A 23729-nucleotide genomic window follows, 5' to 3' on the forward strand; every position below is an offset into this window, starting at 1 on the left:
TGGCTTTTTGGGATATATTCTACTAAACGAATACTTGGACTACTATACGGGAAGCAACCGTACATATACTATTTTACTAATTGTTGACGAATAGCAGTGACTACGGCTTGTGTACGGTCTTTGACACCTAGCTTTTGGATAATATTATGGACATGCGTTTTGATTGTACTTTCAGATACATATAAGTCTTCGGCAATTTCAAAATTACGTCGACCATATGCCATCGCTTGCAACACTTCTAACTCACGATCAGTTAATGGTTCCAGTACAGGCGCAGGGATATAGGAAGAATTAGGTGGATAAGCCGATTCATTTTCACCAAGCAATTGAATTAGAGCTCCACCCGCAGTTGTACTGTTATAGATTGCGCCACCTGCTAGAATGGAGCGAATACCTACAATCATTTCATTCATATCAATATCTTTGAGCAAATAGCCTGAAGCTCCTGCACGTATACCGTCGATTACATAATCTTGAACATCAAATGTTGTTAGTAAAATAATTTTAATCTCCGGGTGCACTGAAAGAATATGACGGGTTGCGTCTATACCTGATAACTCGGGCATTTGTATATCCATAAGAATCAGATGTGGACGATAACGCAAAGCCAAATCGATCGCTTCTTGGCCGGTAGCTGCTTCGGTGACAACTTGCATATCTGTTTGTAGATCAAGTACATAACGAATCCCCTGACGGATAAGAGCTTGATCATCTGCTAGCATAATACGTATAGGCTCTGTTGAACTCATATAGAGATTCTCCTTGATTCATTTAATTTTTGGGTAGAGATGTATTGGATAGTGGCAATGTCACTTTGATCCAAAGACCACCTTGCGGGCGAGCAGCAAATGTACAATTTCCATGAATCGTTTCACAACGACGAATCATATTTTGAATACCGAATCCATACTGTAAAGGATGTTCTCTTCGATATTTACCATCGTCTGCGATGGATAGCTGAACATGTTGAGCAGTTTCAGTAATGGTAACATCTACAGTACTTGCTTCTGCATGACGAATAATATTGGTTAACGATTCTTGCAATACACGATAAAGTACACTATCAATCACTTCGCCCCAGATGCTAAAAGTACCCTGACTATCAAAATGTAGTTCTAATCCAGCACGATGAGTAATCTGAGATGCTAATTCTTGCAGACCTTCTACACCACCTTCATGAACAGACCAATCTTTGACCACACTGCGTACTTCAGCCAGACCTTGTCTGGAGACATCTAGCAATTGATCGACTGTTGATTCAGCACGATCAGGATCTTGTTTGATCATCCATTTCAGCGCTTGCATTTGTACAATAAGAGACGTGAAATGATGCCCTAATCCATCATGAATTTCTCCGGCAATCCGTGTACGTTCAGTCAATGCTGCATACCGTATCGATTGTACGGTGCTGTCTTGTAACTCTTTATAGGTTCGTTGTAATTCCAGATGAACTTGTTCTAATTCTGTTAGTTGTTCACTGTTGATTTTTAATACTCTAATATAACGGCTAAGACTATGAATCCCAAAATAAATACTTGCTAATACGATAATTAGACTGTACGGATAACCATTATCCAAGCCAGAATTCAACATCACCAAGCCGACAATAATCAGAACCACTGTAGCGACTTTTTGTTCACGACTGGAGATAAAGCTTAGAATAACAAACCATGCCCAGAGCACGGAGTTATAATCTTGAGGTTCTTTGGATATATAAGCAGAAAGCCAGATCATTGAAAATAAAAATACGGTAAAGATGACAATATGCATAATCGTAAGTCTAAAATTAGACCAGAGCATAGCTACATAAAAACACATCGTTATAAAAAAGATCAACCAGACTAGAAAAGAATGATCCATATAATAAATAGTAAGATTATAAATAATAATCATAGAGAGTAACAATCGAAATAAAAATAAATATTTGGAGAAATCTTGTGATTTTTGCAACAGGATACTTCCTTTCAAATCTAATACGTATCTTTATTTTATCATTTCTATTGAAACGAGTTAGATTTAAATATAACACGATCTTGCTAACTGTTATTATGCCTATGCAGTATATTCAACTATATCGTAACACAACCCTTTTTTCTTCATCATCAGGATGGGTTTTGAAAAGTGAAAAATCAATCGCTAGGTGGAGGTGAAACCGTCGATATTCAACAATAGAGTAGAGTGATAGAAATTTTGGATATATGTATAGAATGTATTGATATAGTAACCAATTGACGCTATAGACAAGAGGGTGCTAGACTTTATATCATCTTAACCAACTTAATGGGTCGGAATTATAAGGTATGAAATGTGATTCAACTTCATGCTTATTTGATGTACAACCTATATTAGAGGAGGATACAGATATGTCATTAACGATTGAAACAACCGCGAATCCAGGTCAACATATTATTTTGTGGAGTAAAACAGGGTGTCATTTCTGTGGTGAGATCAAAAATTATTTGGAACTAAATCATCATCATTATATCAATCTCGATGTAGCAGACAACGATGGTCTACGGGATGTATTAGAAGCTAAATATGGTATTCGTCATGTGCCTGTGGTCGAGGTTGGTCGCAATGGAACCTATACAGCTTTTTTAGAAACAGATCTAGAAGGGCTGGCTCGCTTGTTAGCAGAAGAAGCAGAAGCAGCCCATTCTTCCGTAGAGATTGCTTAACGATCAGATTTTAATAGATATACGAAATAGATTCAAGCTAAGTATAGATAATCCATCTGGTTATGATTTTAAAATAATAGAGTAAAAGGGGCGAACAAGAATGAGTGAAAATAAGCGACAACTGAAATTTGGAGCGATTGTACACGGGATTGGTGGCAGTATGTCTACATGGCGTCATCCAGAGGTACAGAGCGATGCGAGTGTAAGCTTTGACTTTTACAAACGGCAGACGCTCAAAGCAGAAGAAGGAAAGTTCGATCTGGTCTTTATTGCAGATGGATTGTTTATCAATGAAAAGTCATTGCCTCATTTCTTGAATCGCTTTGAACCGGTAACGATATTATCTGCTTTGGCGGCAGTTACTTCCCATATTGGATTAGTAGGAACGATCTCGACCAGTTATAGCGAGCCTTTTACGGTAGCCCGTCAATTGTCTTCAATTGATCATATTAGTGGGGGACGTGCTGGCTGGAATGTAGTGACATCGCCACTGGAAGGATCAGCACGCAATTATAGTCGTGGCGATCATCCTTCTCATCCAGAACGATACAAGATTGCGGCAGAATATCTGGAAGTGACCAAAGGACTATGGGATTCATGGGAAGAAGATGCTTTTGTACGGGATAAAGAGTCTGGTGTATTTTTCGATCCTGAGAAGCTACATACTCTTAATCATCAAGGTGAATATTTTTCAGTACAAGGGCCGCTTAATATCGGACGATCTCGTCAAGGACAACCTGTTATTTTCCAAGCAGGTTCTTCGGAAGATGGCAAAAACTTAGCTGCACAATCAGCAGATGCGATCTTTACCGGTCAGGAGACACTAGCGGATGCACAAGCATTCTATGAAGATGTGAAAAAGCGTGCTATTCAATATGGGCGAAATGAAGAAGAGTTACTGATTTTGCCAGGTATCTCACCGATTATTGGCAGAACGGAAGCAGAAGCAGAGCAGAAATATCGGGAGATCGCCGATCTGGTAACGATTGATAAAGCTCTTGATTTTCTAGGACGCTTTTTTGACCATCATGACTTTTCTCAATATCCGTTAGATGAACCTTTTCCAGAGTTAAATGATATTGGTAGTAATAGCTTCCGCAGTGGAACAGACAAGATTAAAAAAGATGCACGTGAGCGTGGGCTGACTTTACGTGAAGTAGCATTACAAGCAGCGACACCGCGTGGGAACTTTATCGGTACACCGGAACAAGTGGCTAATCAGATCGAAGAATGGTTTGAACGCAAAGGATCAGATGGATTTATTATTCACTCCGATTTGCCAAGTGGTCTACATGATTTTGTAGATTTGGTTGTGCCGATTCTGCAAGCCAAAGGTATTTATCGTCAAGATTATGAATATGAGACCTTGCGTGAAAATCTAGGCGTGCCTATTCCACAGAATCGATATCAGACGAAAACGGTTAATGTCTAAATCGTATTTTGATTAATAGATGAACTGAAATAAAAAGGTCAACGATTTTCCCAAAATGATTATAAGTCCAAGAAGTGCCCGTTACTCCTGATCACAGTGGTCATAAGGGGTTGCGGGTTATTTCAAATCGCTTGCTATCCCGTTGACAAGTGTCAAAACAGGGAATATGATACATAAAACCAAGTTAGTTAATGGGAAAAGTAAGAAAGGGGATGGAATGATGAATATTGAAAATATAGAGGCATTTGTCTATATCAACCATTATGGAAGTTTTAACAAAGCAGCAGAAGTATTATTCCTTTCTCAACCGTCTGTATCCGCACGTATCCAGACATTAGAAAGAGAACTTGGCTGCAAATTATTCGAACGTCTGGGTAGACAGATTCTGCTGACAGAAGAAGGCAGAAGATTTCTACCTTATGCCCAACAAGTATTGCAAGTGATCCAAAAAGGTAAACAACGTATCCAGACAGCCAAAGCAACACCACAGGAGCTGACGATTGGTTGTACAGTAGCAGTCTCTAATTACGTCATCCCTGAACTGCTTCCCAAACTCAAACAAAAATATCCACAAACCAATTTCAAGTTGATCACCTCGACAACCGATCAACTACTGCATAAATTAATGAACAAAGAAATCGATATCGGATTTGTACGCAAAGTCATGCATCCTGCGATTCGCACCGTTTCTTTTTATGAAGATCCGATTTCATTATACGTCTATAAAGATCATCCTTTTGTGCAAAAAGGACGTGCTACTATAGCATCATTACAAGAACAACCTTTGATTTTCTTCGAATGCGGATCATTAGACTGGCTTCGAATTCACCGTGTATTTGAAACGCTCGAATTCCCACCGGATATCGCTTTTCACGTCGATCATTCAGAAACCGCCAAGAAATTAGTACTCCAAAAAGCAGGCATAGCCTTCTTACCCGGACTGAGTGTCCATGAAGAAGTGATGCGTGGCGATCTAGTACCAATCTATATTCCAGAAGTCACAGGTATCTCTCTACAAACCAGCTTAATCACACTAAAAGAACAACCATCTACATTCGCCACAACACTAGCCGAATTACTACACGAAAACGACTACTTCCGTAGCCAACAACCTGACCATTCTCTGCTTCACTCAACTATCTAACAAATAAAGTAGAAGAAGAGATAAAAGCCAAAAGCCATCTTTCTGAAAATCAATAACAAATACAGTACACCAAAAGTAATCACAAACCACACCAATCCAAGCCCATATTTCATAGCAAATCAGTAACCTATAGAAGAAATCAATACAAAGATACCACCAAAAAATCAAACATCTAAACCAGTACTCAACCGAATCATTTTCTAATAGTAAACCCAATCTTTCAAACTAACATCATCTCTAATTCTTACTGCTACCCTCCCCACAAGGGAAAAAATGCACCACCTATGTGTGGTTATTGATCACCATCATCCCACCAAGCACAAGCGAAGAGGGAAGATTCATTCTGAAAGAGCGAAGCGCTCGCCTTTAAAAGAATATCCCCACCGCAAAGCGGTAAATTCAAGGGATATTCTTTTACCAGCGACGACAAGAAGAATCTACCCTCATAGCGTCTGTAACTCTATTGAACCACTTTACCTCTACAATTTTTCCCCCTCCACCTATTGATTTGTTCAATACACCGATAGAACTTTCCTATTGTTCAAGTCATTGACGCTACGGGAGGACGATGATAGATTTATCACATGCTAAATCCGATTAAGTTGATATGAATTAGGGGGAAGAGAAATATGAGAAGAAAAACAGGAGTAACTGTACTAACATTATGGGTAGCTATATTGATGCTGGTGCTATCAGGATGCGCATCCGTTAGTGAATCCAGTGGAGGTTCCGCAGGAGGAACATCTTCTGCATCAGATAGTAATAACGCAACAGCTTCTACAGGCGGTGTGAAGAAGATCATCGTCGGTACAGGTACAGGATTCCCCAATGTCTGCTTTATTGATGAGAATGGAAAGCTGACTGGTTATGACGTTGAATTGGTACGTGAGATCGACAAGCGCTTGCCCGATGTAGAATTTGAATTTAAAACGATGGAATTCTCAAATCTGTTATTAAGCTTAGAAACGAACAAAATTGATTTTGTCACTCACCAGATGGAGACCAATCCTGAACGTGAACAAAAATATCTATTTAACAAAGTACCATATAGCATTTTCCTTAACCGTGTAACTGTGGCTAAAGACAATAATACGATTAAAGGATTGGATGATCTGGTGGGTAAAAAAGTGCTCACAGGGGCTACAAGTAATGCAGCTTACCTACTTAATGAATACAACAAGACACATAACAACGGTATAGATGTTGTTTATACGAGTGGTGCGGCAAACGATACGGTACAGCAAATTGTATCGGGACGTGTCGATGCAACGATTACGACTGATTTTGCGAATCGTTTTAATACCGATGCTGATGGAAATGTGGCACTCAAAACAGTAGGCGAACCTTTAAATCAATCCAATGTATTTTTTGTTTTCCGCAAAGATGAACAACCTCTTTCTGACGAGATTGATAAAGCGATCACTGAAATTAAAGCAGATGGAACATTAAAAAAATTAAGCGAGCAATGGTTAGGCGATGACTTCACCCAAACACTTGAAGAAGCTAAAGTTGCAAAATAAACGATGAATAGCTAGTAGAAAGGAGCAAATCATACATGAGCAGAAGATTCGATATGACGTATGTATTTGATTTTATTCCCAAGTTATTGGCTTACCTCAACATTACACTGCTCATTGTAGGCAGCTCGATTCTACTAGGTCTTATTATTGGAATGTTGGTTGCTTTACCCCGGTTATACAATGTACCGGTGCTCAAGCGTGTGTCTCAAGTCTATGTTTCTTTTTTTCGCGGCACACCGATTCTGATCCAATTATTTCTGATTTATTATGGACTACCCACGATTCTGCAATGGATCAATATTGATATTTCGAGAGTAGCTGTATTGTATTTTGTGATTTTAGCATATGCACTGAACAGCGGAGCTTTTGTCTCTGAAATGATCAGAGCTTCTGTCAGTGCAGTCGATCGAGGACAGATTGAAGCCGCCCAATCGATAGGCATGAGCGGATATCAGACATTTACACGTATTATTTTGCCTCAAGCATTAGCAATTAGTATTCCGTTATTCGGTAATCTAGTGATTGGTAATCTAAAAGACACTTCACTTGCTTTTACGTTAGGCGTTATGGAGATGACAGGCAGATCGCAGACACTAGGAACAGCCACACAACATTTTGTAGAGACGTATATCGCATTATCTTTAATCTACTTTGTGATCAGTATGATCTTGGAACAAGGATTCCTCTGGTTAGAACGTCGTCTACATCGTCATGAAGCAGGCGCAAAACAGACTTCTGCTGTAATCCGGCGCAAATGGCTGACTCGTCCTGTATCTGTACTTAGCAAAGGAGGTCGAAGTGGATGACACTTGATCCGTCATTTATGTGGACAGCATTTCTAAGTCTATTCAAAGCATTACCAACCACACTGATGATTACGTTTGTTTCTGTCATCTGTGGTCTATTCATAGGAACGGTGGTGGCATTATGTCGTATTTATCGAATACCTGGATTGTCTCAACTTTCTACCGCTTACGTGACTTTTATACGCGGTACACCGATGTTGATGCATTTGTTGATCATTTATTTTGGCTTACCGATTCTGATCGATAGTCTAGCGGCTAAGTGGGAATGGTCATTTACTTCGGCATCGATTCCATTGATTGGATTTGTGTTTATCGCTTTTTCAATAACCGCAGGAGCGTATATGTCTGAAGTGGTGAGAGCAGGCATTGTTGCTGTGGATCGAGGACAGATCGAAGCGGCTCATTCGATTGGAATGACGACACCGCAAGCTTTGCGCCGAATCGTGTTACCACAAGCATTAGCCGTCAGCCTACCGAATTTGTCTAATTCAGTGATTGGGATGTTACATGGTTCCACACTGGCGTATACAATCTCTGTGGTCGAAATTAATGCACAAGCGTTGGTGGTTGCAGCGAATAACTGGAAATACTTTGAAGCGTATATTGCAGCAGCTGTTTTATTTTGGGGATTAACTTTATTGATCGAACGAGGCAGTGGTTGGTTAGAAAAACGTCTCAACGCTTATCATCGTGGAGGTGTCATGTAATATGATTCAACTGGAGCAGATATCCAAATCATTTGGTAAACAGGAAGTGTTACAAAGTATTGATTTACAAGTTAAAAAAGGAGAAGTCGTTGTTATTTTGGGGCCGAGTGGTTCCGGTAAAACGACATTATTACGTTGCATCAATTATTTGGAAAAGCCAGATGCAGGGCAGATTACAATCGGCGACCTCAAAGTGCATACCAAGCATCCAACCAAAAAAGAAATCCATGCGTTGCGTCAGCAAACAGCAATGGTTTTTCAACAATATAATCTATTTAAGCACAAAACAGCACTTGAAAACGTTATGGAAGGATTAACGATTGTTCGTAAAATGCCAAAAGACAAAGCACGTGCAATCAGCGTACAAGTACTGGAAAAAGTAGGGCTTGGCAACAAATTAGATCATTATCCTGTACAGCTATCCGGGGGTCAGCAACAACGTGTAGGCATTGCACGTGCTTTAGCTTTGAATCCGGAAGTGATCTTGTTCGATGAGCCCACTTCAGCGCTTGATCCTGAACTGGTCGGTGAAGTACTGAGTGTTATTCGCAAAATAGCGAAAGAAGGCATCACCATGATCGTTGTGACCCATGAAATGGATTTTGCAAGAGATGTTGCTAACCATGTGGTGTTTATGGATGGTGGGTTAGTGGTTGAAGAAGGAACGCCGGAAGAGATTTTCCAGCGTCCCAAAGAAGAGCGTACCCGTCAATTCCTAAGTCGTATAACACCACAAGCCACGTATTCAATTTAGAAAAGAGCAGAATAGATTAGTTAATCAAGACCGTTGCAATCACAAAATAGTACACATAGATCGATTCAGGGAGGAACAGAATATGAGTATTCCGATAGGTATTTTGGATCAAAGTCCACGATTTGCAGGAGAGACGGCTGAAGATGCTTTTCGACATACAATAGAGTTGGCTCAGATTGCAGAAGAACTAGGGTATCAGCGGTTCTGGGTATCTGAACATCACGATTCTGCCAATGTGTCTGGTTCTTCACCTGAAGTTTTGATCTCCTATTTGCTTGCCAAAACCAAAAAGATTACGATTGGTTCAGGTGGAGTAATGTTACAGCATTACAGCCCGTATAAAGTGGCGGAAAATTTCAATGTGTTATCAACCCTTGCACCGGGTAGAGTGGAATTGGGGATAGGACGTGCACCCGGCGGGTTACCGAGATCAACACGTGCTTTACAAGGGGAGAATGGCTCAAGTGCTTTGAGCTTAACTGATAAAATTACAGAAACTCGCAATTACATCTACAATCGAATCGCTGATGATCATGCGCTAGCTGGCATACAGGTTAGCCCGAATCCTGCACAACCTGCCGATCTATTCGTGCTTGGAGCGAGTACCAATAGCGCAGAAGTAGCCGCCAAATTAGGACTACCTTATGTATTTTCTCAATTTATTAATGGGGATGAAGAAGTGGCTTTGACCGCTGTGAAGGTGTATCGTGAGCAATTTGTTCCTTCTATCGAATATCCGAAACCACATGTGATTCTAGCGTTATCTGTAATCGTGGCAGAGACGGAAGAAGAAGCATCCCAATTAGCTGGCGAAAATCTATCCGTTAAAATTCATTTGGAAAGTGGTAAAGTACTTACAGTAGGTACAGTCGAACAAGCTGAAGAATTCGGTCGACAATCTGCGGAAAAATATCGGATCGAAGTGAAAGAAGCTAAAGTGGTGAAAGGTTCACCAACGTCTGTATATCAACAATTAGCAACGATTCGACATCAATATGGTATACAAGAATTAGTAGTGCATACAGTGATTCAGAATTTTAATAAGCGTGTACGTTCATTTGAATTATTGCAACAAGCCTTTGTACATGCAGAGGTAGAAGCTTCATTGGAGGTGTAAATACGTATGCCGTTGACTGAAGGGCTTCAACAGCAACTGATCGATATTCGAAGACATATTCATCGTCATCCTGAATTATCAGGGGAAGAAGTACAGACGACAGCTGATATTCGTGAATGGTTAGAAGCGGCTGATATTCGGATTCTTAATTTTCCTGATTTGGCTACAGGTGTTATTGCAGAGATTGGTACAGGAGAATCATTAGTTGCTTTGCGTGCTGATATTGATGCATTACCTGTTCAAGAGGAGACAGGGCTTCCTTTTGCTTCAGAAATAGCTGGTAAAATGCATGCATGTGGTCATGATTTTCATACAGCTTCGTTATTAGGGGCAGCTTATCTGCTCAAAGAACAAGAGCATCATCTTCAGGGAAGAGTGCGACTGATCTTTCAACCTGCTGAAGAAAAAGCCAAAGGAGCACAGCAAGTGATTGCAAGTGGCGCCCTTGAAGGCGTACAAGCGATCTTTGGATTGCATAATAAGCCGGATTTACCTGTAGGTACAGTAGGTATTCGAGAAGGGGCATTGATGGCAGCAGCAGATGGATTTATTGTAGAAGTGACAGGGGTAGGTACACATGCAGCTGTACCAGAGGCCGGGATTGATCCTATTGTTGTCTCTGCACATATTGTGACTGCTCTGCAATCGATCGTCAGCCGTAATGTAGGTTCTCAGCAAGGAGCTGTAATCAGTGTGACTCAGTTGAATAGCGGACATGTGTGGAATGTGATTCCTGATCTAGCGGTCTTGCAAGGAACGATTCGTACCTTTGATGAACAAGTCCGTGAGCATGTATTGTCCCGATTTGAACAAGTAGTAGAAGGGGTGGGGACTGCTTTTGGTACCTCTGCCACAGTCAAATGGTTAGCGGGGCCACCGCCTGTTTTGAATGATGGACAATGGACAGGTGTAGCCAAGTTAGCCGCCGAGCAAAGTCAGCTACAAGTCGTCGAACCTGCGGTATCACCTGCAAGTGAAGACTTTTCATTTTATCAAAAAGAAGTACCCGGGGTATTTATCTTTGTCGGTACGTCAGGTCCGCAGGAATGGCATCATCCGTCGTTTGATGTAGATGAACGTGCATTAAGTGGAACAGCTACATTTTTGGCGAATACAGCGCATAATGCATTGGCTCAAGTCGAACAACAAAGTAGTCTATCCACATCTTAAACTTCATTTCAATCCGGTATAAACTTTAAGCTGTTTCTTCTGGTAAAAATAGTCATGAACATAGGCTATGATTATCAAAGCAACAGCTTTTTGTTGTGCCTTCCAACGTCATATGCAAATAAATAAGGAGAGTCGATTGCCAAAGTTGTCTTCTATACGATAAAATACGCCCAAGAAAGGTTGTGCTTCTATTGAGTGATCAGATAGCTGTTCCCAAGCCAATACCCTATACGATTGAACTTCAATTTAATCCGTTATATGAATGTCTTAATAGCTTGCATACGTATATATGTCGTCCGTCTTATAAAAAGATTGACCTTGACCCTTCTTGGGCCAAATCGATAGAAGAGCAATTACCTGCTGAATTTGCAGAGCGATTAGCGCAAACAGGGATAGATGCTGAATGGAGATTAATCGTTTTGCTCGTCTATTGTTGCCCTGAAGAGACTCCTGAACAATTTGTACAATGGATCGAACAGATGAGCATCGAACAGTTAGAACAACTGATTGCTCAACACACGTCTTTGCCGACTGTTAGTACCGCTCGTTTACGAAGTCGGATATTAATTTTGTTCCAACAATGGAATCAATATTACTTTTCACAGATTGATCCGCAGATTGTACAGGGACTACAGGAAGAGTCTCAAGATAGACAGGATATGCTTAAGCAAAGTAATGATCTTTCTATTTTTGTAGACGAAGTGACCCATGGGATTGTTTTTGAGCCTCAAGCGGAATGTAAACGTCTTATTCTTGTACCCCATTATCACTTTAAACCACTTAATATTATTTATGCGTACAATTCATTTATGATCTGTCATTATCCTGCTAGCTTGCACTTGGGCGATTCTTCTGAATTACCGCCTTATGAATATCGTGTGCTCCGAGCACTGGCTGAACAGAGTCGTTTGAAAATATTAAAATATCTGTATGCAGGGCCACGTAGTTTTATCGAAATTGTACGTTATTTGGGTCTATCCAAAGGAATTACTCATGATCACGTTACCAAGTTACGTAGTGCAGGCTTGCTTCATGCTCATATTCAAGGAGAAACGTTAACCGTATACAGTTTGCGAACACAGGCGATTCAAGATCTGCCCTATATGTTAATGAATTTTATAGAGCACAATGATAGCCAATAAATCCAAATTATAAAAATAGTTAAAAAATACCGATCGTTTCGAAAAAGAAACGGTCTTTTTGCTATGGCATACGATCATAAATTTTATCCTGTACATATAGGATCAGCTAAATTCTAAATATTAACTTTTTTCGGAAATGATTTTAAGTTCTCTCTTTACAGAACCGCTTTAGATTCCTATAATAGCTTTACCGACTAATAGCATAGTTAACAGGTCGGAATAATAAATATTAGGGGAATGTATGATGAAAAAAAGTGTAGTTTTACTATCTGGTGTGCTGATGGCTTCGTTGTTATTTACAGCATGCTCTAATGGAGGAGCTGATAATAGCAGTTCTTCCGCCGAAAAAGGAACCGCTCAAGCCCAGCAGTCACCTGCTTTAACCAGTTTGTTCAAAGCACCTGATCTTACCCAATTACCTGCTACTGCACAACAACGTACAGATACGATCATTATGGCGTTAACCGATCCAGCAGGAGCGTTTACTCCTTATTTCCATCAAAGTGGATACGATGGTAATGTATCTTCGCTCTTGTATACCCCATTGGTCACCACAGATGACAAAGGATTGCCAGCCCCGAATCTTGCTGAAAGTTGGGATTTGTCTAAAGATCAACGTACATATACATTTCATTTACATAAAGATTTGAAGTTCAGCGATGGCTCACCTTTAACCGCAGATGATGTAGCATTCACATGGACAATTCTGCATGACAAATCGTATGACAATGATTCACTTATTCCTACTCTAGGAATCGTAGGCGGAGCAGAGTACAAAGTAGGTAAAGCATCTACCGTATCAGGGATTAAAGTGATTGATCCACAGACCATTTCTGTAACGATTGCTAAGCCTAATGCAACCGCATTGTTAACACTAGGTAGCGATGTATTGTCCAAAGCCTATTATGGTAAAGACTACAAGTTCGGTGAATTGGAATATATCAAAAAGTTACACCAGACTCCGCTTGGAAATGGGCCTTATGTATTGACCAAATTTATTCCCGGACAAGAAGTACGTTTCACTGCCAATGAGAATTATTTCAAAGGTGCTCCCAAAACAAAAAACTTTATCTACAAAACATCTGAAGGGGATACATGGCAGTATGTGGAGACAGGAGAGATCGATTTTGCTTCCTTTAGTGCTACACAGGAAAATATTGATAAGTTGAAAAGCTTAGGCTTTGTCGATATCTTGCCGTACACACCGAGTACGTATAGTTTTTTACAAGCTAATCTAGAACATGAAGCATTGAAAGACAAAAAAGTACGTCAAGCGATTGCATACGGTCTGGATCGTCAAAGTATCTATGTGGATGCTAATCAAGGTGCAGGTGAAATTGCCAATATCCCTGCGGCTCCGATCTCATGGGCATACACCACAGAAGGTATTAATCCGTATGCCTATAGCGCTGAAAAAGCAAATCAATTACTCGATGAAGCAGGTTGGGTAGCTGGAGCAGATGGTATTCGTGAAAAAGACGGTCAAAAACTGACACTTCATTATCTGGGTTCCAAAAGCCCACAAACCGATATTTTTATCGCTGTAGCTACCGAAAACTTTAAAGCGATTGGTGTTGATTTCCAACCAGAAGTATTTGCAGACTTTAACTCGCTTGCTTCTAAAGTAGAAGGTGGAGATTACGATCTAGCTTCATTCTCTACCCCGATGTTGACTGATCCTTCGGATGGGTTAGTGCAATTTCTAGATGGAGAAATTAAAGGGTATGATAATCCTGAATTTGTAAAATTGTATAACGAAGCATTAGCGACAAATGATATTGAAGAACGCAAAAAAATCTACGGTGATATTTTCAGATTGTTAAATGACGATCTACCTGTTATTTTTACCAATTACAAAAAAGTAGTCTATGCCTACAACGGACGTATTCAAGACTTAACCGTCAGTCCATTTAACGGTATTGCATCGAGTGTTCCACAATGGACTTTGAAGTAAACCGTAACTAGGAGTTGAGCATATGAGTAGCTATTTAATGAAGCGTCTCGGGTATACCCTGTTTATTTTACTAGCAGCATCGCTATTAATCTTTTGCCTGTATGCACTGACTCCGGGTGATTTTATAACAGGTAATATCAAGTTAAGTCCTGAACGCAAAGCAGAACTACGTGAATTGTACGGGTTAAATAAACCGCTATTAGAACGTTATGTGATCTGGATGAATAATGCGTTTCATGGAAACTTTGGATATTCGCTAGATAAGCAGCAACCCGTGTTAACGTTGTTCAATCAATATGTATGGAATTCATTTTTGCTAGCGATTGTTTCTACATTTCTAACATGGCTTATTGCTGTAATTATCGGTGTGATTGCTGCTTATAAGCAATATTCATGGTTTGATACATTCGTCATGGTGGGTATTTTTGCAGCGATGTCGATTCCTTCCTTTTTTATTGGACTATTTCTGATCAAAATACTGGCGGTAGACTTTAAATGGTTGCCGCCTGGAGGAATGTTAACGACAGGTAGCAATGCAACAGGAGTTGCTTATCTTAAAGAAGTTATCCATCATATGACGTTACCTGTGATTGTAATGACATTATTAGGAGTAGGATCATTAACCCGTTACTTCCGCAGTAATATGATCGATGTGATTCAGCAAGATTATATTCGTACCGCCCGTGCCAAAGGCTTAAGCGAACGCAAAGTGTTATTTACGCATGCTTTACGTAATGCGCTACTACCTGCGATTACACTGGTAGGATTTGAATTACCTGCCCTATTTGGTGGTTCATTAATTATTGAACGGATTTTTAACTGGCCGGGTATCGGTCAGCTATATATGCAATCATTTACAGTACGAGATTATCCATTATTGATGGGCTTTACGATGTTTATTGCTGTACTAACCGTCATCGGTACGTTATTATCTGATATTTTGTACCATGTCGCTGATCCGCGTGTGAAAATCTAGCGGAATAAGGAGGATCATATGCCATCTATACAGGCTGAAGTGACGAATGTAGCTACAAATAGACCTCAAGCGGTCAAATCGTCTTTATGGAGACAATCGATTCGTAAATTATTAAAAAACAAATTGGCTGTAGGTGGAGTTGCAGTTGTTGTATTTATGTTTTTACTTTGTTTTGTCGGTCCTCTATTTTCACCGTATACGGACAATAAAGTGAATATGACGATGATGAACAAAGCGCCTAATATTCATCACTGGCTAGGCACAGACAAATTAGGTCGGGATGTACTTACCCGTGTGATGCAAGCCGGTCGAATTTCACTAACGGTAGGGATTGCATCAATGGTTCTGTCTGTATTTATCGGAACCCTATTAGGGGCGATAGCAGGGTATTACCGTGGCATTGTCGATCAAGTGATTATGCGTATTGCTGATCTATTGCTCACGATTCCAAGTTTACCGTTATTGTTTATTTTCGGAGCCTTATTATCAGAATGGAAAGTGCCTACAGATTACCGCATGTATATTGTCATGCTGATCTTGAGTCTGGTGGGCTGGCCTTCACTGGCACGAATGGTTAGAGGACAATTATTATCACTACGTGAGCGGGAATTTATGCAAGCGACGATTGTACTGGGCTTGCGTGATCGTCGTAAGCTGATCAATCATTTATTACCTAATCTGGTACCGTTGTTAATTGTGATTGCTACGCTAAATATCGGAGGCGCAATTTTAAGTGAATCCGTATTGAGCTTCTTCGGGCTTGGCGTTATGCCGCCGACACCAACATGGGGCAATATGATTGATGCGGCAAATAATATGATTGATTTTCAAGAACGTCCGTGGTTATGGGTTCCGCCGGGATTTTCTATTTTTGCAACAGTCATTGCTATTAATATTTTTGGAGATGGATTGCGAGATGTACTTGATCCGAAACAAAAAAGGTAGGTGAATCAACATGAGTACTCATTCTTTATTGCATATTCAGCATTTAAGCACCTATTTTGATACTGATGAAGGGACTGTCAAAGCTGTCGATGATATCAGTCTGCATGTTCGCCCGGGTGAGATTGTCTGTATTGTCGGTGAATCCGGTTGTGGTAAAAGTATTACTGCTTTATCAGTGATGGGATTGATCGAAGCACCTACCGGACGGATTGCAGACGGTATAATAGACTTTGACGGGCAAAATTTATTGAGCTTGAGTAAAAATCATCTACGAAGTATTCGTGGTAATGATATCGCTATGATTTTCCAAGAGCCGATGTCTTCACTTAATCCAGTGATTACGATCGGTGAACAAATGAGTGAGCCATTAATAATTCACAAAAAAATGAATAAAAAACAAGCTCAGAAGCGAGTATTAGAGCTTATTACTCAAGTAGGGATTTCACGTCCTGAACAGATTGCTAAGTCGTATCCGCACGAATTAAGCGGAGGGATGTTACAACGGATTATGATCGCCATAGCCATCTCTTGTGATCCCAAATTGTTGATTGCAGACGAACCGACAACCGCGCTGGATGTCACGATTCAAGCACAGATTTTGGACATGTTGCGTGAGTTCCGCAGTCAATCGGATATGTCGATACTATTGATTACGCATGATCTAGGTGTAGTCGCTGAAATGGCAGATTATGTTGTGGTTATGTATTCAGGCAAAATTGTAGAAGAAGGCGAAGTGGTCGAGCTATTTGCTAATCCTCGTCATCCGTATACGCAAGGATTGTTACGTTCTAAGCCTATTATCAACCAGCGGCAAAAAGAATTGTATTCGATTCCAGGATATGTACCCAATCCGCTTGAATTGCAGGAGTCCTGTTATTTTCACGAACGGTGTGAGCATTGTATGGATATCTGTCGTACACAAGAGCCACCATTACACGATGTAGAAAATGGTCAAAAAACCGCTTGCTGGTTATACGAAAAGGAGGCAGCGGTTCATGTCTGAAGCCTTACTAGATATCCAAAATCTTAAAAAGTATTTTCCTATCAAAGCAGGTCTACTTAGCCGTACCGTTGGACAAGTCAAAGCAGTTGATGATATCAGTATTACGATTCAACCGGGCGAAACCTTTGGTCTGGTTGGAGAATCGGGTAGTGGCAAAAGTACAGTAGGACGTACAGCGATTCGTTTAACCGACAAAACCGCAGGTGAAGTACGATTTAAAGGAACCGATATCTACAGTTTACCACCCGAGCAATTACGTCAGTTACGTCCGAAAATGCAATTGATTTTCCAAGATCCGTACAGTTCGCTGAATCCTCGTGTACGTATTGGAGAAGCCATCGGTGAAGCTGTGCTCGATCATGGACTTGCGCCTGCTTCAGAGATTCGTGATATCGTCAAAGAAGTGTTAGCTTCATGTGGACTGTCTTCATATCATATTGATCGGTTTCCACATGAATTTTCAGGAGGACAACGTCAGCGGATCGGAATAGCACGTGCACTGGTGCTTAATCCTGAATTGATTATTGCAGATGAACCGGTGTCTGCTCTAGATGTATCCATCCAAGCACAGATTATTAATCTGTTCAGTCATTTGCAGGAAAGTAAAGGGCTAACCTATCTATTTATTTCTCATGATCTTAGTGTAGTTGAGCATCTGTGTTCACGAATCGGAGTGATGTATTTAGGTTCAATGGTGGAGACAGCTTCAAGAGATGAATTGTTTCGTCACCCGTTACATCCGTATACCAAAGCATTATTATCTGCTGTACCGATCCCGATTCCCAAGTTAAAACGTGAACGGATTGTGTTGAAAGGCGATATTCCAAGCCCTGCCAATCCACCTTCAGGCTGTAAATTCCATACACGGTGTCCTTTTGCAGAACAAAGATGTGTTGAAGAAGTCCCTGTTTTTCGGAATATGGGTGGAGAGCATTGGGTAGCTTGTCATCTGGTGTAATACAATAAGATATAGCAAAAAGCCACTGATCGTATAAAGATCAATGGCTTTTTGTGATGCAATCAATTAGTTAGAAGCAGGAACTGCGACTTGCTCACGGCAAGCATCGGAACAGAAGTGTTCGTGTTCTTCTTTACAAGATTCACATACAACATGCTGTAAATTACAAGTAGGGCAGTTAATATAATCATCTGTTGGTGCTGCACAGTGATAACATTTACCGATAATAACATCTTCGTCTGTATGATTAATCGGAATCGAAATGCGCTCATCGAACACATAACATTTTCCATCGAATAATCGTCCTTGTACTTCAGGGTCTTTACTGTAGGTTACAATTCCGCCTTCTAATTGAGCTACATCATTGAAGCCTTCTTTCATTAGAAAGCCAGTCAATTTCTCACAACGTACGCCACCTGTGCAATACGTCAAAATCTTTTTGTCTTTGAACTCGCTCATGTTTTCTCTAATCCACTCAGGGAATTCACGAGAAGATTCCACATTTGGACGAATCGCTCCACGGAAGTGACCAATATCGTATTCATAATCGTTACGACCGTCTAGAACAATAACATCTTCTTGTTGAAGCTGTTCATAGAATTCTTTAGGTGAAAGGTGTGTACCTGTAAATTCACTCGCATCCCATTCTTCTTCAAAACGGAACGTTACTAACTCATCTTTGGGACGGACAAACATTTTTTTGAAAGCATGTTCTTCAGCTTCATCAATTTTGAATACCGTATCAGCAAAACGTGGATCTTCAAGCAAGTCTTTCATGTATTGCTCTGTTTGTTCAAAATCACCTGACAATGTACCGTTAATACCTTCTGGTGCGATTAGAATTCTTCCTTTGATTCCTAGGTTTTTGCAATATTTCAAATGTTCTGCGGCAAGTGCTTCATGATCATCAATTTTGACAAATTTATAAAATAATAAAATCCGGTATGGACTCGTAGACATATTCATCACCCTATATATAAAAATTTTAATTTGGCACTAACGTACAATATAATCGCAATCATAAATTTTACGCTTCTCTTAGGGGTTAGTCAATGAAAATGTATAAAAAGGGGATTTTAATTCTGTTGGGGGTGGGGAGCGTTGCGCTAATAGAATCGTTCTTGTCGTCGCTGTTGCAATGGAATCCCTTGAATATACCGCTTTGCGGTGGGGATTTCATTGCAAAGGCGAGCGCTTCGCTCTTTCAGAACGATTCTATTGGCTTCGCTCTGACGGTGGAGTGAGATGAATTAAAATTGGGGAGGGGGGGAGGTAGTAAACGAAAAGATGAGGGTGTTTGCGTGTTTTAGGAGGGGGAGATAATAAAAATATACTGAAAAAAGCTGTCTGTTGGCACAGACAGCTTGGGTGGAATATTGTATAGATGTGATGGATGGTGCGTGATTTTAGCATATGAAAATTGTTTGGTTATATTGATTGGATCATCGAGATCGATGAGGTGACAAACGATATTAACGTTTGGTTCGTTTTTTGGGATTGTCACGATGGGCTTTGATGATTGTTTTCCATTTTTGTTTTTCTTGGAGTAATTGAGTAACGTTATTTTTACGTTCGTTGTAAGCTAGTTCTTTTTTGAGTTTGAGCCAGTTGTTGTAATGTTTTTGTGGAAGGGTGCCGTCTGTTAATGCTTGTTGGACAGCGCAGTCCGGTTGTTCATAGGTATGAGCGCAGTCGTAGAAGCGACATTGTTCGGCTAAGGATTCGATGTCTTGGAACGTTTCTTCTAGTCCAGTCGAAGCTTGTCCGATACCAAGGCTACGCATTCCCGGTGTATCGATAACGATGATGCCGTTATGAAGCAAATGTAATTCACGATGGGTAGTGGTGTGTTTACCTTTGGCATCGTCTTCACGAATTTCATTTGTTTTCATTTTGTATTCGCCAGCCAGTGCATTCACCAGTGAAGATTTGCCGACTCCCGAAGAACCGAGTAATACCAGTGTATCACCAGCAGAAAAGTGTGCTTGCAGTTCATTCAGTCCTTCGCCATGAATGCTATCCACTGGATACACAGGAACACCAAAGCTAGCAACTTCTAATTGGTCGAGATAATCATGCAATTGATCGGTTAGATCGCTTTTGGTGACGACAATAATAGGTTGTGCTCCGCTATTCCATGCAATCGTTAAGTACCGTTCGATCCGATTAAGGTTAAAATCATCATTCGCTGAACATACCAATAAGCAGTAATCAAAATTAGCTGCAACCACTTGTTCACCTACATCAGGGTCATCACGCAAAATAATAGTTTTTCGCGTTAATACTCCATGTATAAGCGAAGTGTCACCAGGATGGCTTTCAAGAGCGACAAAATCGCCGATTGAAGGGCGATCTACACGAGTAGCATCACGAAACGAAGACGTTTTGAGCTTAGCAAGTTGTTCTCCGTCTTCTGATACCACCCGGTATACATGTTTGAACACAGCACTAATACGTGCAGGAATCAAACGTTCAGACGTTTCCTGTTGGGCAAATGATGTAGCGAAATCATCGTTATATCCATAATCATTAATATTCAATTGAATTAGCTCCTTTGTAGTATCGGGAGCTTGTTTACGTTATCCGCGCATTTCTCCCGATTGGAAATAGGTCATATACGGCGTGTGATGGGGTGTACGTTCAATAGTCATCATTATGAATCATCCTTTCTATTCGGGATTTCACCAACAGTATAACAGAAAATGGATAAAAAGGAACAGAGAAAATTTAAGATACGTATAAACATAACTATTATTGTAAATGTGATGTAATCTTAAGAGCATTATTTAGCATTTATTTATGATCAAAAAGAACTAAATTTGTAGTCAAATCACAAAAATACCTTTTCAGCCCAGCAAAATAAGTTACAATTGAAAGGTGAACATTTGTTGAATACATGTAAAAGTGATATAGATGATCCAATAATCATGACGTAATTGCGTTTGATATGAGGAGGGAACAGATGAATCCAAAGCGTACAAGTTCAAGGTTGTTACGTAGTTACATGTTGTCTTATTTGCTTATTTTTCTGATTCCTCTGATTTTGATTACGGTGCTAGTCTATCAAAGTGCAGTCAAAAGTCTGCGTACAGAAATAGAACAATCCAATGTTAATCAATTAAGTCAGGTGCGTATGACGATTGATGGACGGATGAAAGAGTTAAGTGATATTGCTGCTCGAATTAGCTATGACAACAACCTAACGGCTTACATGGTTAAGCATCCTTATTACAGCCGTGAATCGATTAATACGCTGGCTCAATATCGGGCAAATAGTTCGATTGTGGATGAGCTGTTTCTTTATTTTCATGATGATACTGTCATCTATTCTTCACAAGGATTGAGTAATGTAAATGTGGTGTTTGGTCGAACGTATCAATTTAACAATTGGACAGAAGCGCAGATCAATCACGATCTGAACAAAATCAATTATCCCATGACCCGTTTAACCGAGCAATTGGGTACTCATTCTCGCCAGCGATCGATGCTGTTACATATTGTTCCGATCAAGCCGACGGATGCGTATCCGTATGCTTCTGTAGTCTATTTAATTGAAGAATCCAAGTTAACAGGTATGATGGATTCGATTTTGAATGATTTTAAAGGGAATAGTTATATTTTCGATCATAAAGGGCAGGTACTTACGGTCAACAATCATGATCAACCTGTGCAGAATGAAGAATTGAATACGCTTTCAGGATTAGGCGAAGGGATTCACAGTATGATGCTTAACGGCAAACCGCAATCTGTAGTAGCCGTTACATCTGCGCAAAATGGTTGGACATATGTGACTACAATGCCAAGTGATCAATTTTTTAGTCGGATTTTTCATATTCAAACTTTAATTGTGCTGGTGTTTGCTTTGATTGCTATAGCAGGGATTCCGATTGCTGTACTGCTTGCACGTAGACAGTATCATCCATTACGTGATCTGGTCGAATTTGCCAAAGAGAAAACCAATCATGCCACTATTCCTTCGATATCTAATTCTACTTCGAATGAATGGACATGGATCAAAAATACGCTTCATGATTATCGTCATCAGATGGATATGCAAGAACCATATGTCCGTCATCAATGTTTGTTACTCTTAATGAAGCATGGCAAGCCAGAAGACCCAGAAACGATCCGTTTAATTGATAGTCTGGGATTAGAAGCAGATCATCAGCAATACTTTGTAATGATTGTCGCCAGTGATATGTTGTCAGAAAGAAGGTACACTCCTACGCTTCAGGACACAGATCTTGATGTGATAGAAACACAGCGATTAGACAAATTACTAGATCCTTATTTATTTTTACCGGATATTTTAGCTGAAATTGACCTTCCTCATCTAGAGGCGCATATTTACGGAATCGAGTATTCTTCTGGAAATCGGTTAGCTTTGGCTGTCTGCTGGAATCATATCGGCGAGGTTGAACGTCAGCAACAGATGAAGCAGATTGTAGAAGCGATTAGAGAAATTGTATTTGAACATTATTATACGTTGCCTACAGTAGGAGTAGGAACCAGTTATGAGCGCTTAGATGAGTTGAATCAATCGTTTATCGAAGCGGCTACAGCGATGGAATATCGTTTGACAGATACACAGCACAGTGTCACCTATTTTGATCAATTGAATAGTGAAGCGGATCGTCCTTCAGGTGAGCATTATTGGATCACTAATGAGTCGTTGTTGAAATTATCTCAAAGCTTGAAGCAAGGTAATATTATGGTGGCTTCGCATATGGTGCAGACGATTGTAGCGAATGTGCGCTCTCAAGCTTTACCTCTTTCCTTGATGCGTTGCGTTTTATTTGATTTATTAAATACAGTACTCAAAGCGGCTTCAGAAGTAGGATTAATCCGAAGTATACGCGATATGCCAAAGCTGGCTTCGTTTGAAAGAACAGAAGAGTTAGAAGAACAGTTACATCTTCTGATTGCACGAATTTGTACATGTGCAGAGCACAAAGAAGAAACCAAACAATTATCGCTGATGGATCAAGTGATTGCTTATGTCAAAGAGCAATATTGCGATTATGCTCTTAGTCTAGAAGGAGTGGCTCAACAGTTTTCTATTTCCAGCTCCTATCTCAGTCGTACGTTCAAAGAAAAGACGAGCTATACCTTTTCTCAATATGTCTGGCAGTTGCGTATGGATGAAGTGATCCGGCAGATGAACGATACCAATGATCCGCTCAAAGATATTATTTTACGTGTCGGTTATCTGGATACAGCTAATTTTATTCGTAAATTTAAAAAAGAAACAGGCTGTACACCCGGACAATACCGTAAGCAAAGTGTACAGAATGAAAACCAGAATCTACCGATCAATAATAGTACCGGTTAAAGTATAAGCATAGTGCGTATTGTTTTGAAAAAAAGACCTCAATCGCTATGTTATGCGAAAGAGGTCTTTTGGTGTGTTTATTATTGTACAT

General features: G+C 40.1%; 21 protein-coding genes. 17 read left to right on the forward strand and 4 right to left on the reverse strand.

Annotated elements, in window-relative coordinates; genetic code table 11:
* Positions 1-68: 68 nt before the first annotated feature.
* Both PaeCFBP13512_RS15085 and PaeCFBP13512_RS15090 read right to left on the reverse strand, forming a co-directional pair.
* Complete coding sequence (locus tag PaeCFBP13512_RS15085; protein ID WP_069328233.1) at positions 69-749, reverse strand: response regulator transcription factor; 681 nt, start codon at positions 747-749, stop codon at positions 69-71.
* 22 nt (positions 750-771) lie between these two features.
* Positions 772-1950, reverse strand: a complete 1179-nt coding sequence (locus tag PaeCFBP13512_RS15090; protein ID WP_137224157.1) for a sensor histidine kinase — start codon at positions 1948-1950, stop codon at positions 772-774.
* Positions 1951-2363: 413 nt separating this feature from the next.
* On the opposite strand from PaeCFBP13512_RS15090, the gene PaeCFBP13512_RS15095 reads away from it, so the two are divergent.
* The 15 genes from PaeCFBP13512_RS15095 to PaeCFBP13512_RS15165 all read left to right on the forward strand — a co-directional run bounded on the left by PaeCFBP13512_RS15095 (position 2364) and on the right by PaeCFBP13512_RS15165 (position 18306).
* Complete coding sequence (locus tag PaeCFBP13512_RS15095) at positions 2364-2678, forward strand: glutaredoxin family protein (RefSeq protein WP_069328235.1); 315 nt, start codon at positions 2364-2366, stop codon at positions 2676-2678.
* A 100-nt stretch (positions 2679-2778) separates the two neighbouring features.
* Positions 2779-4110, forward strand: a complete 1332-nt coding sequence (locus PaeCFBP13512_RS15100; protein ID WP_069328236.1) for an LLM class flavin-dependent oxidoreductase — start codon at positions 2779-2781, stop codon at positions 4108-4110.
* A gap of 220 nt (positions 4111-4330) precedes the next feature.
* Complete coding sequence (locus PaeCFBP13512_RS15105) at positions 4331-5254, forward strand: LysR family transcriptional regulator (protein ID WP_069328237.1); 924 nt, start codon at positions 4331-4333, stop codon at positions 5252-5254.
* A gap of 629 nt (positions 5255-5883) precedes the next feature.
* Positions 5884-6774 (forward strand): transporter substrate-binding domain-containing protein, encoded by an 891-nt coding sequence (locus tag PaeCFBP13512_RS15110; RefSeq protein ID WP_441343333.1) that lies wholly within the window; start codon positions 5884-5886, stop codon positions 6772-6774.
* A gap of 35 nt (positions 6775-6809) precedes the next feature.
* Positions 6810-7580: an amino acid ABC transporter permease gene (locus PaeCFBP13512_RS15115; protein ID WP_137224159.1), complete on the forward strand. Its 771-nt coding sequence runs from the start codon at positions 6810-6812 to the stop codon at positions 7578-7580.
* Positions 7577-8287 carry an amino acid ABC transporter permease gene (locus PaeCFBP13512_RS15120; RefSeq protein ID WP_069328240.1) on the forward strand — a complete coding sequence of 237 codons (711 nt, stop codon included), beginning with the start codon at positions 7577-7579 and terminating at the stop codon, positions 8285-8287. Before PaeCFBP13512_RS15115 ends, PaeCFBP13512_RS15120 begins: the two co-directional genes overlap by 4 nt.
* A 1-nt stretch (position 8288) precedes the next feature.
* On the forward strand, positions 8289-9041 hold the full coding sequence (locus PaeCFBP13512_RS15125) for an amino acid ABC transporter ATP-binding protein (protein ID WP_137224161.1): 753 nt from the start codon (positions 8289-8291) through the stop codon (positions 9039-9041).
* An 82-nt stretch (positions 9042-9123) separates the two neighbouring features.
* A complete protein-coding gene (locus PaeCFBP13512_RS15130; RefSeq protein WP_137224164.1) occupies positions 9124-10158 on the forward strand; it encodes an LLM class flavin-dependent oxidoreductase in 1035 nt (344 codons plus the stop codon).
* Positions 10159-10164: 6 nt separating this feature from the next.
* Positions 10165-11328 (forward strand): amidohydrolase, encoded by a 1164-nt coding sequence (locus tag PaeCFBP13512_RS15135; RefSeq protein ID WP_137224166.1) that lies wholly within the window; start codon positions 10165-10167, stop codon positions 11326-11328.
* Between the two features lie 191 nt (positions 11329-11519).
* Positions 11520-12470, forward strand: a complete 951-nt coding sequence (locus PaeCFBP13512_RS15140) for an ArsR/SmtB family transcription factor (protein WP_137224168.1) — start codon at positions 11520-11522, stop codon at positions 12468-12470.
* Positions 12471-12714: 244 nt separating this feature from the next.
* Positions 12715-14424 (forward strand): ABC transporter substrate-binding protein, encoded by a 1710-nt coding sequence (locus tag PaeCFBP13512_RS15145; protein WP_137224170.1) that lies wholly within the window; start codon positions 12715-12717, stop codon positions 14422-14424.
* A gap of 22 nt (positions 14425-14446) precedes the next feature.
* Entirely contained in the window at positions 14447-15400 is a 954-nt protein-coding gene (locus PaeCFBP13512_RS15150; RefSeq protein WP_137224172.1) for an ABC transporter permease, read from the forward strand.
* 18 nt (positions 15401-15418) lie between these two features.
* Positions 15419-16345 carry an oligopeptide ABC transporter permease gene (gene opp4C, locus PaeCFBP13512_RS15155; protein WP_137224174.1) on the forward strand — a complete coding sequence of 309 codons (927 nt, stop codon included), beginning with the start codon at positions 15419-15421 and terminating at the stop codon, positions 16343-16345.
* Positions 16346-16355: 10 nt separating this feature from the next.
* Positions 16356-17348 carry an ABC transporter ATP-binding protein gene (locus PaeCFBP13512_RS15160; RefSeq protein WP_137224176.1) on the forward strand — a complete coding sequence of 331 codons (993 nt, stop codon included), beginning with the start codon at positions 16356-16358 and terminating at the stop codon, positions 17346-17348.
* Positions 17341-18306, forward strand: coding sequence for an ABC transporter ATP-binding protein (locus PaeCFBP13512_RS15165; protein WP_137224178.1), 966 nt, complete (start codon positions 17341-17343; stop codon positions 18304-18306). The genes PaeCFBP13512_RS15160 and PaeCFBP13512_RS15165 overlap by 8 nt, the downstream gene beginning before the upstream one ends.
* Before the next feature lie 66 nt (positions 18307-18372).
* On the opposite strand, the gene trhO is transcribed toward PaeCFBP13512_RS15165, so the two are convergent.
* Entirely contained in the window at positions 18373-19266 is an 894-nt protein-coding gene (gene trhO / locus PaeCFBP13512_RS15170) for an oxygen-dependent tRNA uridine(34) hydroxylase TrhO (RefSeq protein WP_175425189.1), read from the reverse strand.
* 92 nt (positions 19267-19358) lie between these two features.
* On the opposite strand from trhO, the gene PaeCFBP13512_RS15175 reads away from it, so the two are divergent.
* The gene (locus PaeCFBP13512_RS15175; protein WP_137224180.1) at positions 19359-19550 is read left to right on the forward strand and encodes a hypothetical protein; all 192 of its coding nucleotides are present in this window, start codon (positions 19359-19361) and stop codon (positions 19548-19550) included.
* 228 nt (positions 19551-19778) lie between these two features.
* Here the strand turns inward: PaeCFBP13512_RS15175 and rsgA are convergent, their stop codons facing one another.
* Positions 19779-20846 (reverse strand): ribosome small subunit-dependent GTPase A, encoded by a 1068-nt coding sequence (gene rsgA, locus PaeCFBP13512_RS15180; RefSeq protein WP_137224182.1) that lies wholly within the window; start codon positions 20844-20846, stop codon positions 19779-19781.
* Between the two features lie 422 nt (positions 20847-21268).
* On the opposite strand from rsgA, the gene PaeCFBP13512_RS15185 reads away from it, so the two are divergent.
* Complete coding sequence (locus PaeCFBP13512_RS15185; protein ID WP_137224184.1) at positions 21269-23638, forward strand: AraC family transcriptional regulator; 2370 nt, start codon at positions 21269-21271, stop codon at positions 23636-23638.
* Positions 23639-23729 lie beyond the last annotated feature (91 nt).

Source organism: Paenibacillus sp. CFBP13512, assembly GCF_005233705.1.
In the GTDB taxonomy this organism is placed as follows: Bacteria; Bacillota; Bacilli; order Paenibacillales; family Paenibacillaceae; genus Saccharibacillus; species Saccharibacillus nuruki.

Excerpts from the sequence above, each read along its gene's own strand:
- PaeCFBP13512_RS15085 (WP_069328233.1), bottom strand. The coding sequence starts at position 749 with ATGAGTTCAACAGAGCCTATACGTATTATGCTAGCAGATGATCAAGCT.
- PaeCFBP13512_RS15095 (WP_069328235.1), top strand. The coding sequence starts at position 2,364 with ATGTCATTAACGATTGAAACAACCGCGAATCCAGGTCAACATATTATT.
- PaeCFBP13512_RS15100 (WP_069328236.1), top strand. The coding sequence starts at position 2,779 with ATGAGTGAAAATAAGCGACAACTGAAATTTGGAGCGATTGTACACGGG.
- PaeCFBP13512_RS15105 (WP_069328237.1), top strand. The coding sequence starts at position 4,331 with ATGAATATTGAAAATATAGAGGCATTTGTCTATATCAACCATTATGGA.
- PaeCFBP13512_RS15110 (WP_441343333.1), top strand. The coding sequence starts at position 5,884 with ATGAGAAGAAAAACAGGAGTAACTGTACTAACATTATGGGTAGCTATA.
- PaeCFBP13512_RS15115 (WP_137224159.1), top strand. The coding sequence starts at position 6,810 with ATGAGCAGAAGATTCGATATGACGTATGTATTTGATTTTATTCCCAAG.
- PaeCFBP13512_RS15120 (WP_069328240.1), top strand. The coding sequence starts at position 7,577 with ATGACACTTGATCCGTCATTTATGTGGACAGCATTTCTAAGTCTATTC.
- PaeCFBP13512_RS15125 (WP_137224161.1), top strand. The coding sequence starts at position 8,289 with ATGATTCAACTGGAGCAGATATCCAAATCATTTGGTAAACAGGAAGTG.
- PaeCFBP13512_RS15130 (WP_137224164.1), top strand. The coding sequence starts at position 9,124 with ATGAGTATTCCGATAGGTATTTTGGATCAAAGTCCACGATTTGCAGGA.
- PaeCFBP13512_RS15135 (WP_137224166.1), top strand. The coding sequence starts at position 10,165 with ATGCCGTTGACTGAAGGGCTTCAACAGCAACTGATCGATATTCGAAGA.
- PaeCFBP13512_RS15145 (WP_137224170.1), top strand. The coding sequence starts at position 12,715 with ATGAAAAAAAGTGTAGTTTTACTATCTGGTGTGCTGATGGCTTCGTTG.
- PaeCFBP13512_RS15150 (WP_137224172.1), top strand. The coding sequence starts at position 14,447 with ATGAGTAGCTATTTAATGAAGCGTCTCGGGTATACCCTGTTTATTTTA.
- opp4C (WP_137224174.1), top strand. The coding sequence starts at position 15,419 with ATGCCATCTATACAGGCTGAAGTGACGAATGTAGCTACAAATAGACCT.
- PaeCFBP13512_RS15160 (WP_137224176.1), top strand. The coding sequence starts at position 16,356 with ATGAGTACTCATTCTTTATTGCATATTCAGCATTTAAGCACCTATTTT.
- PaeCFBP13512_RS15165 (WP_137224178.1), top strand. The coding sequence starts at position 17,341 with ATGTCTGAAGCCTTACTAGATATCCAAAATCTTAAAAAGTATTTTCCT.
- trhO (WP_175425189.1), bottom strand. The coding sequence starts at position 19,266 with ATGTCTACGAGTCCATACCGGATTTTATTATTTTATAAATTTGTCAAA.
- PaeCFBP13512_RS15175 (WP_137224180.1), top strand. The coding sequence starts at position 19,359 with ATGAAAATGTATAAAAAGGGGATTTTAATTCTGTTGGGGGTGGGGAGC.
- PaeCFBP13512_RS15185 (WP_137224184.1), top strand. The coding sequence starts at position 21,269 with ATGAATCCAAAGCGTACAAGTTCAAGGTTGTTACGTAGTTACATGTTG.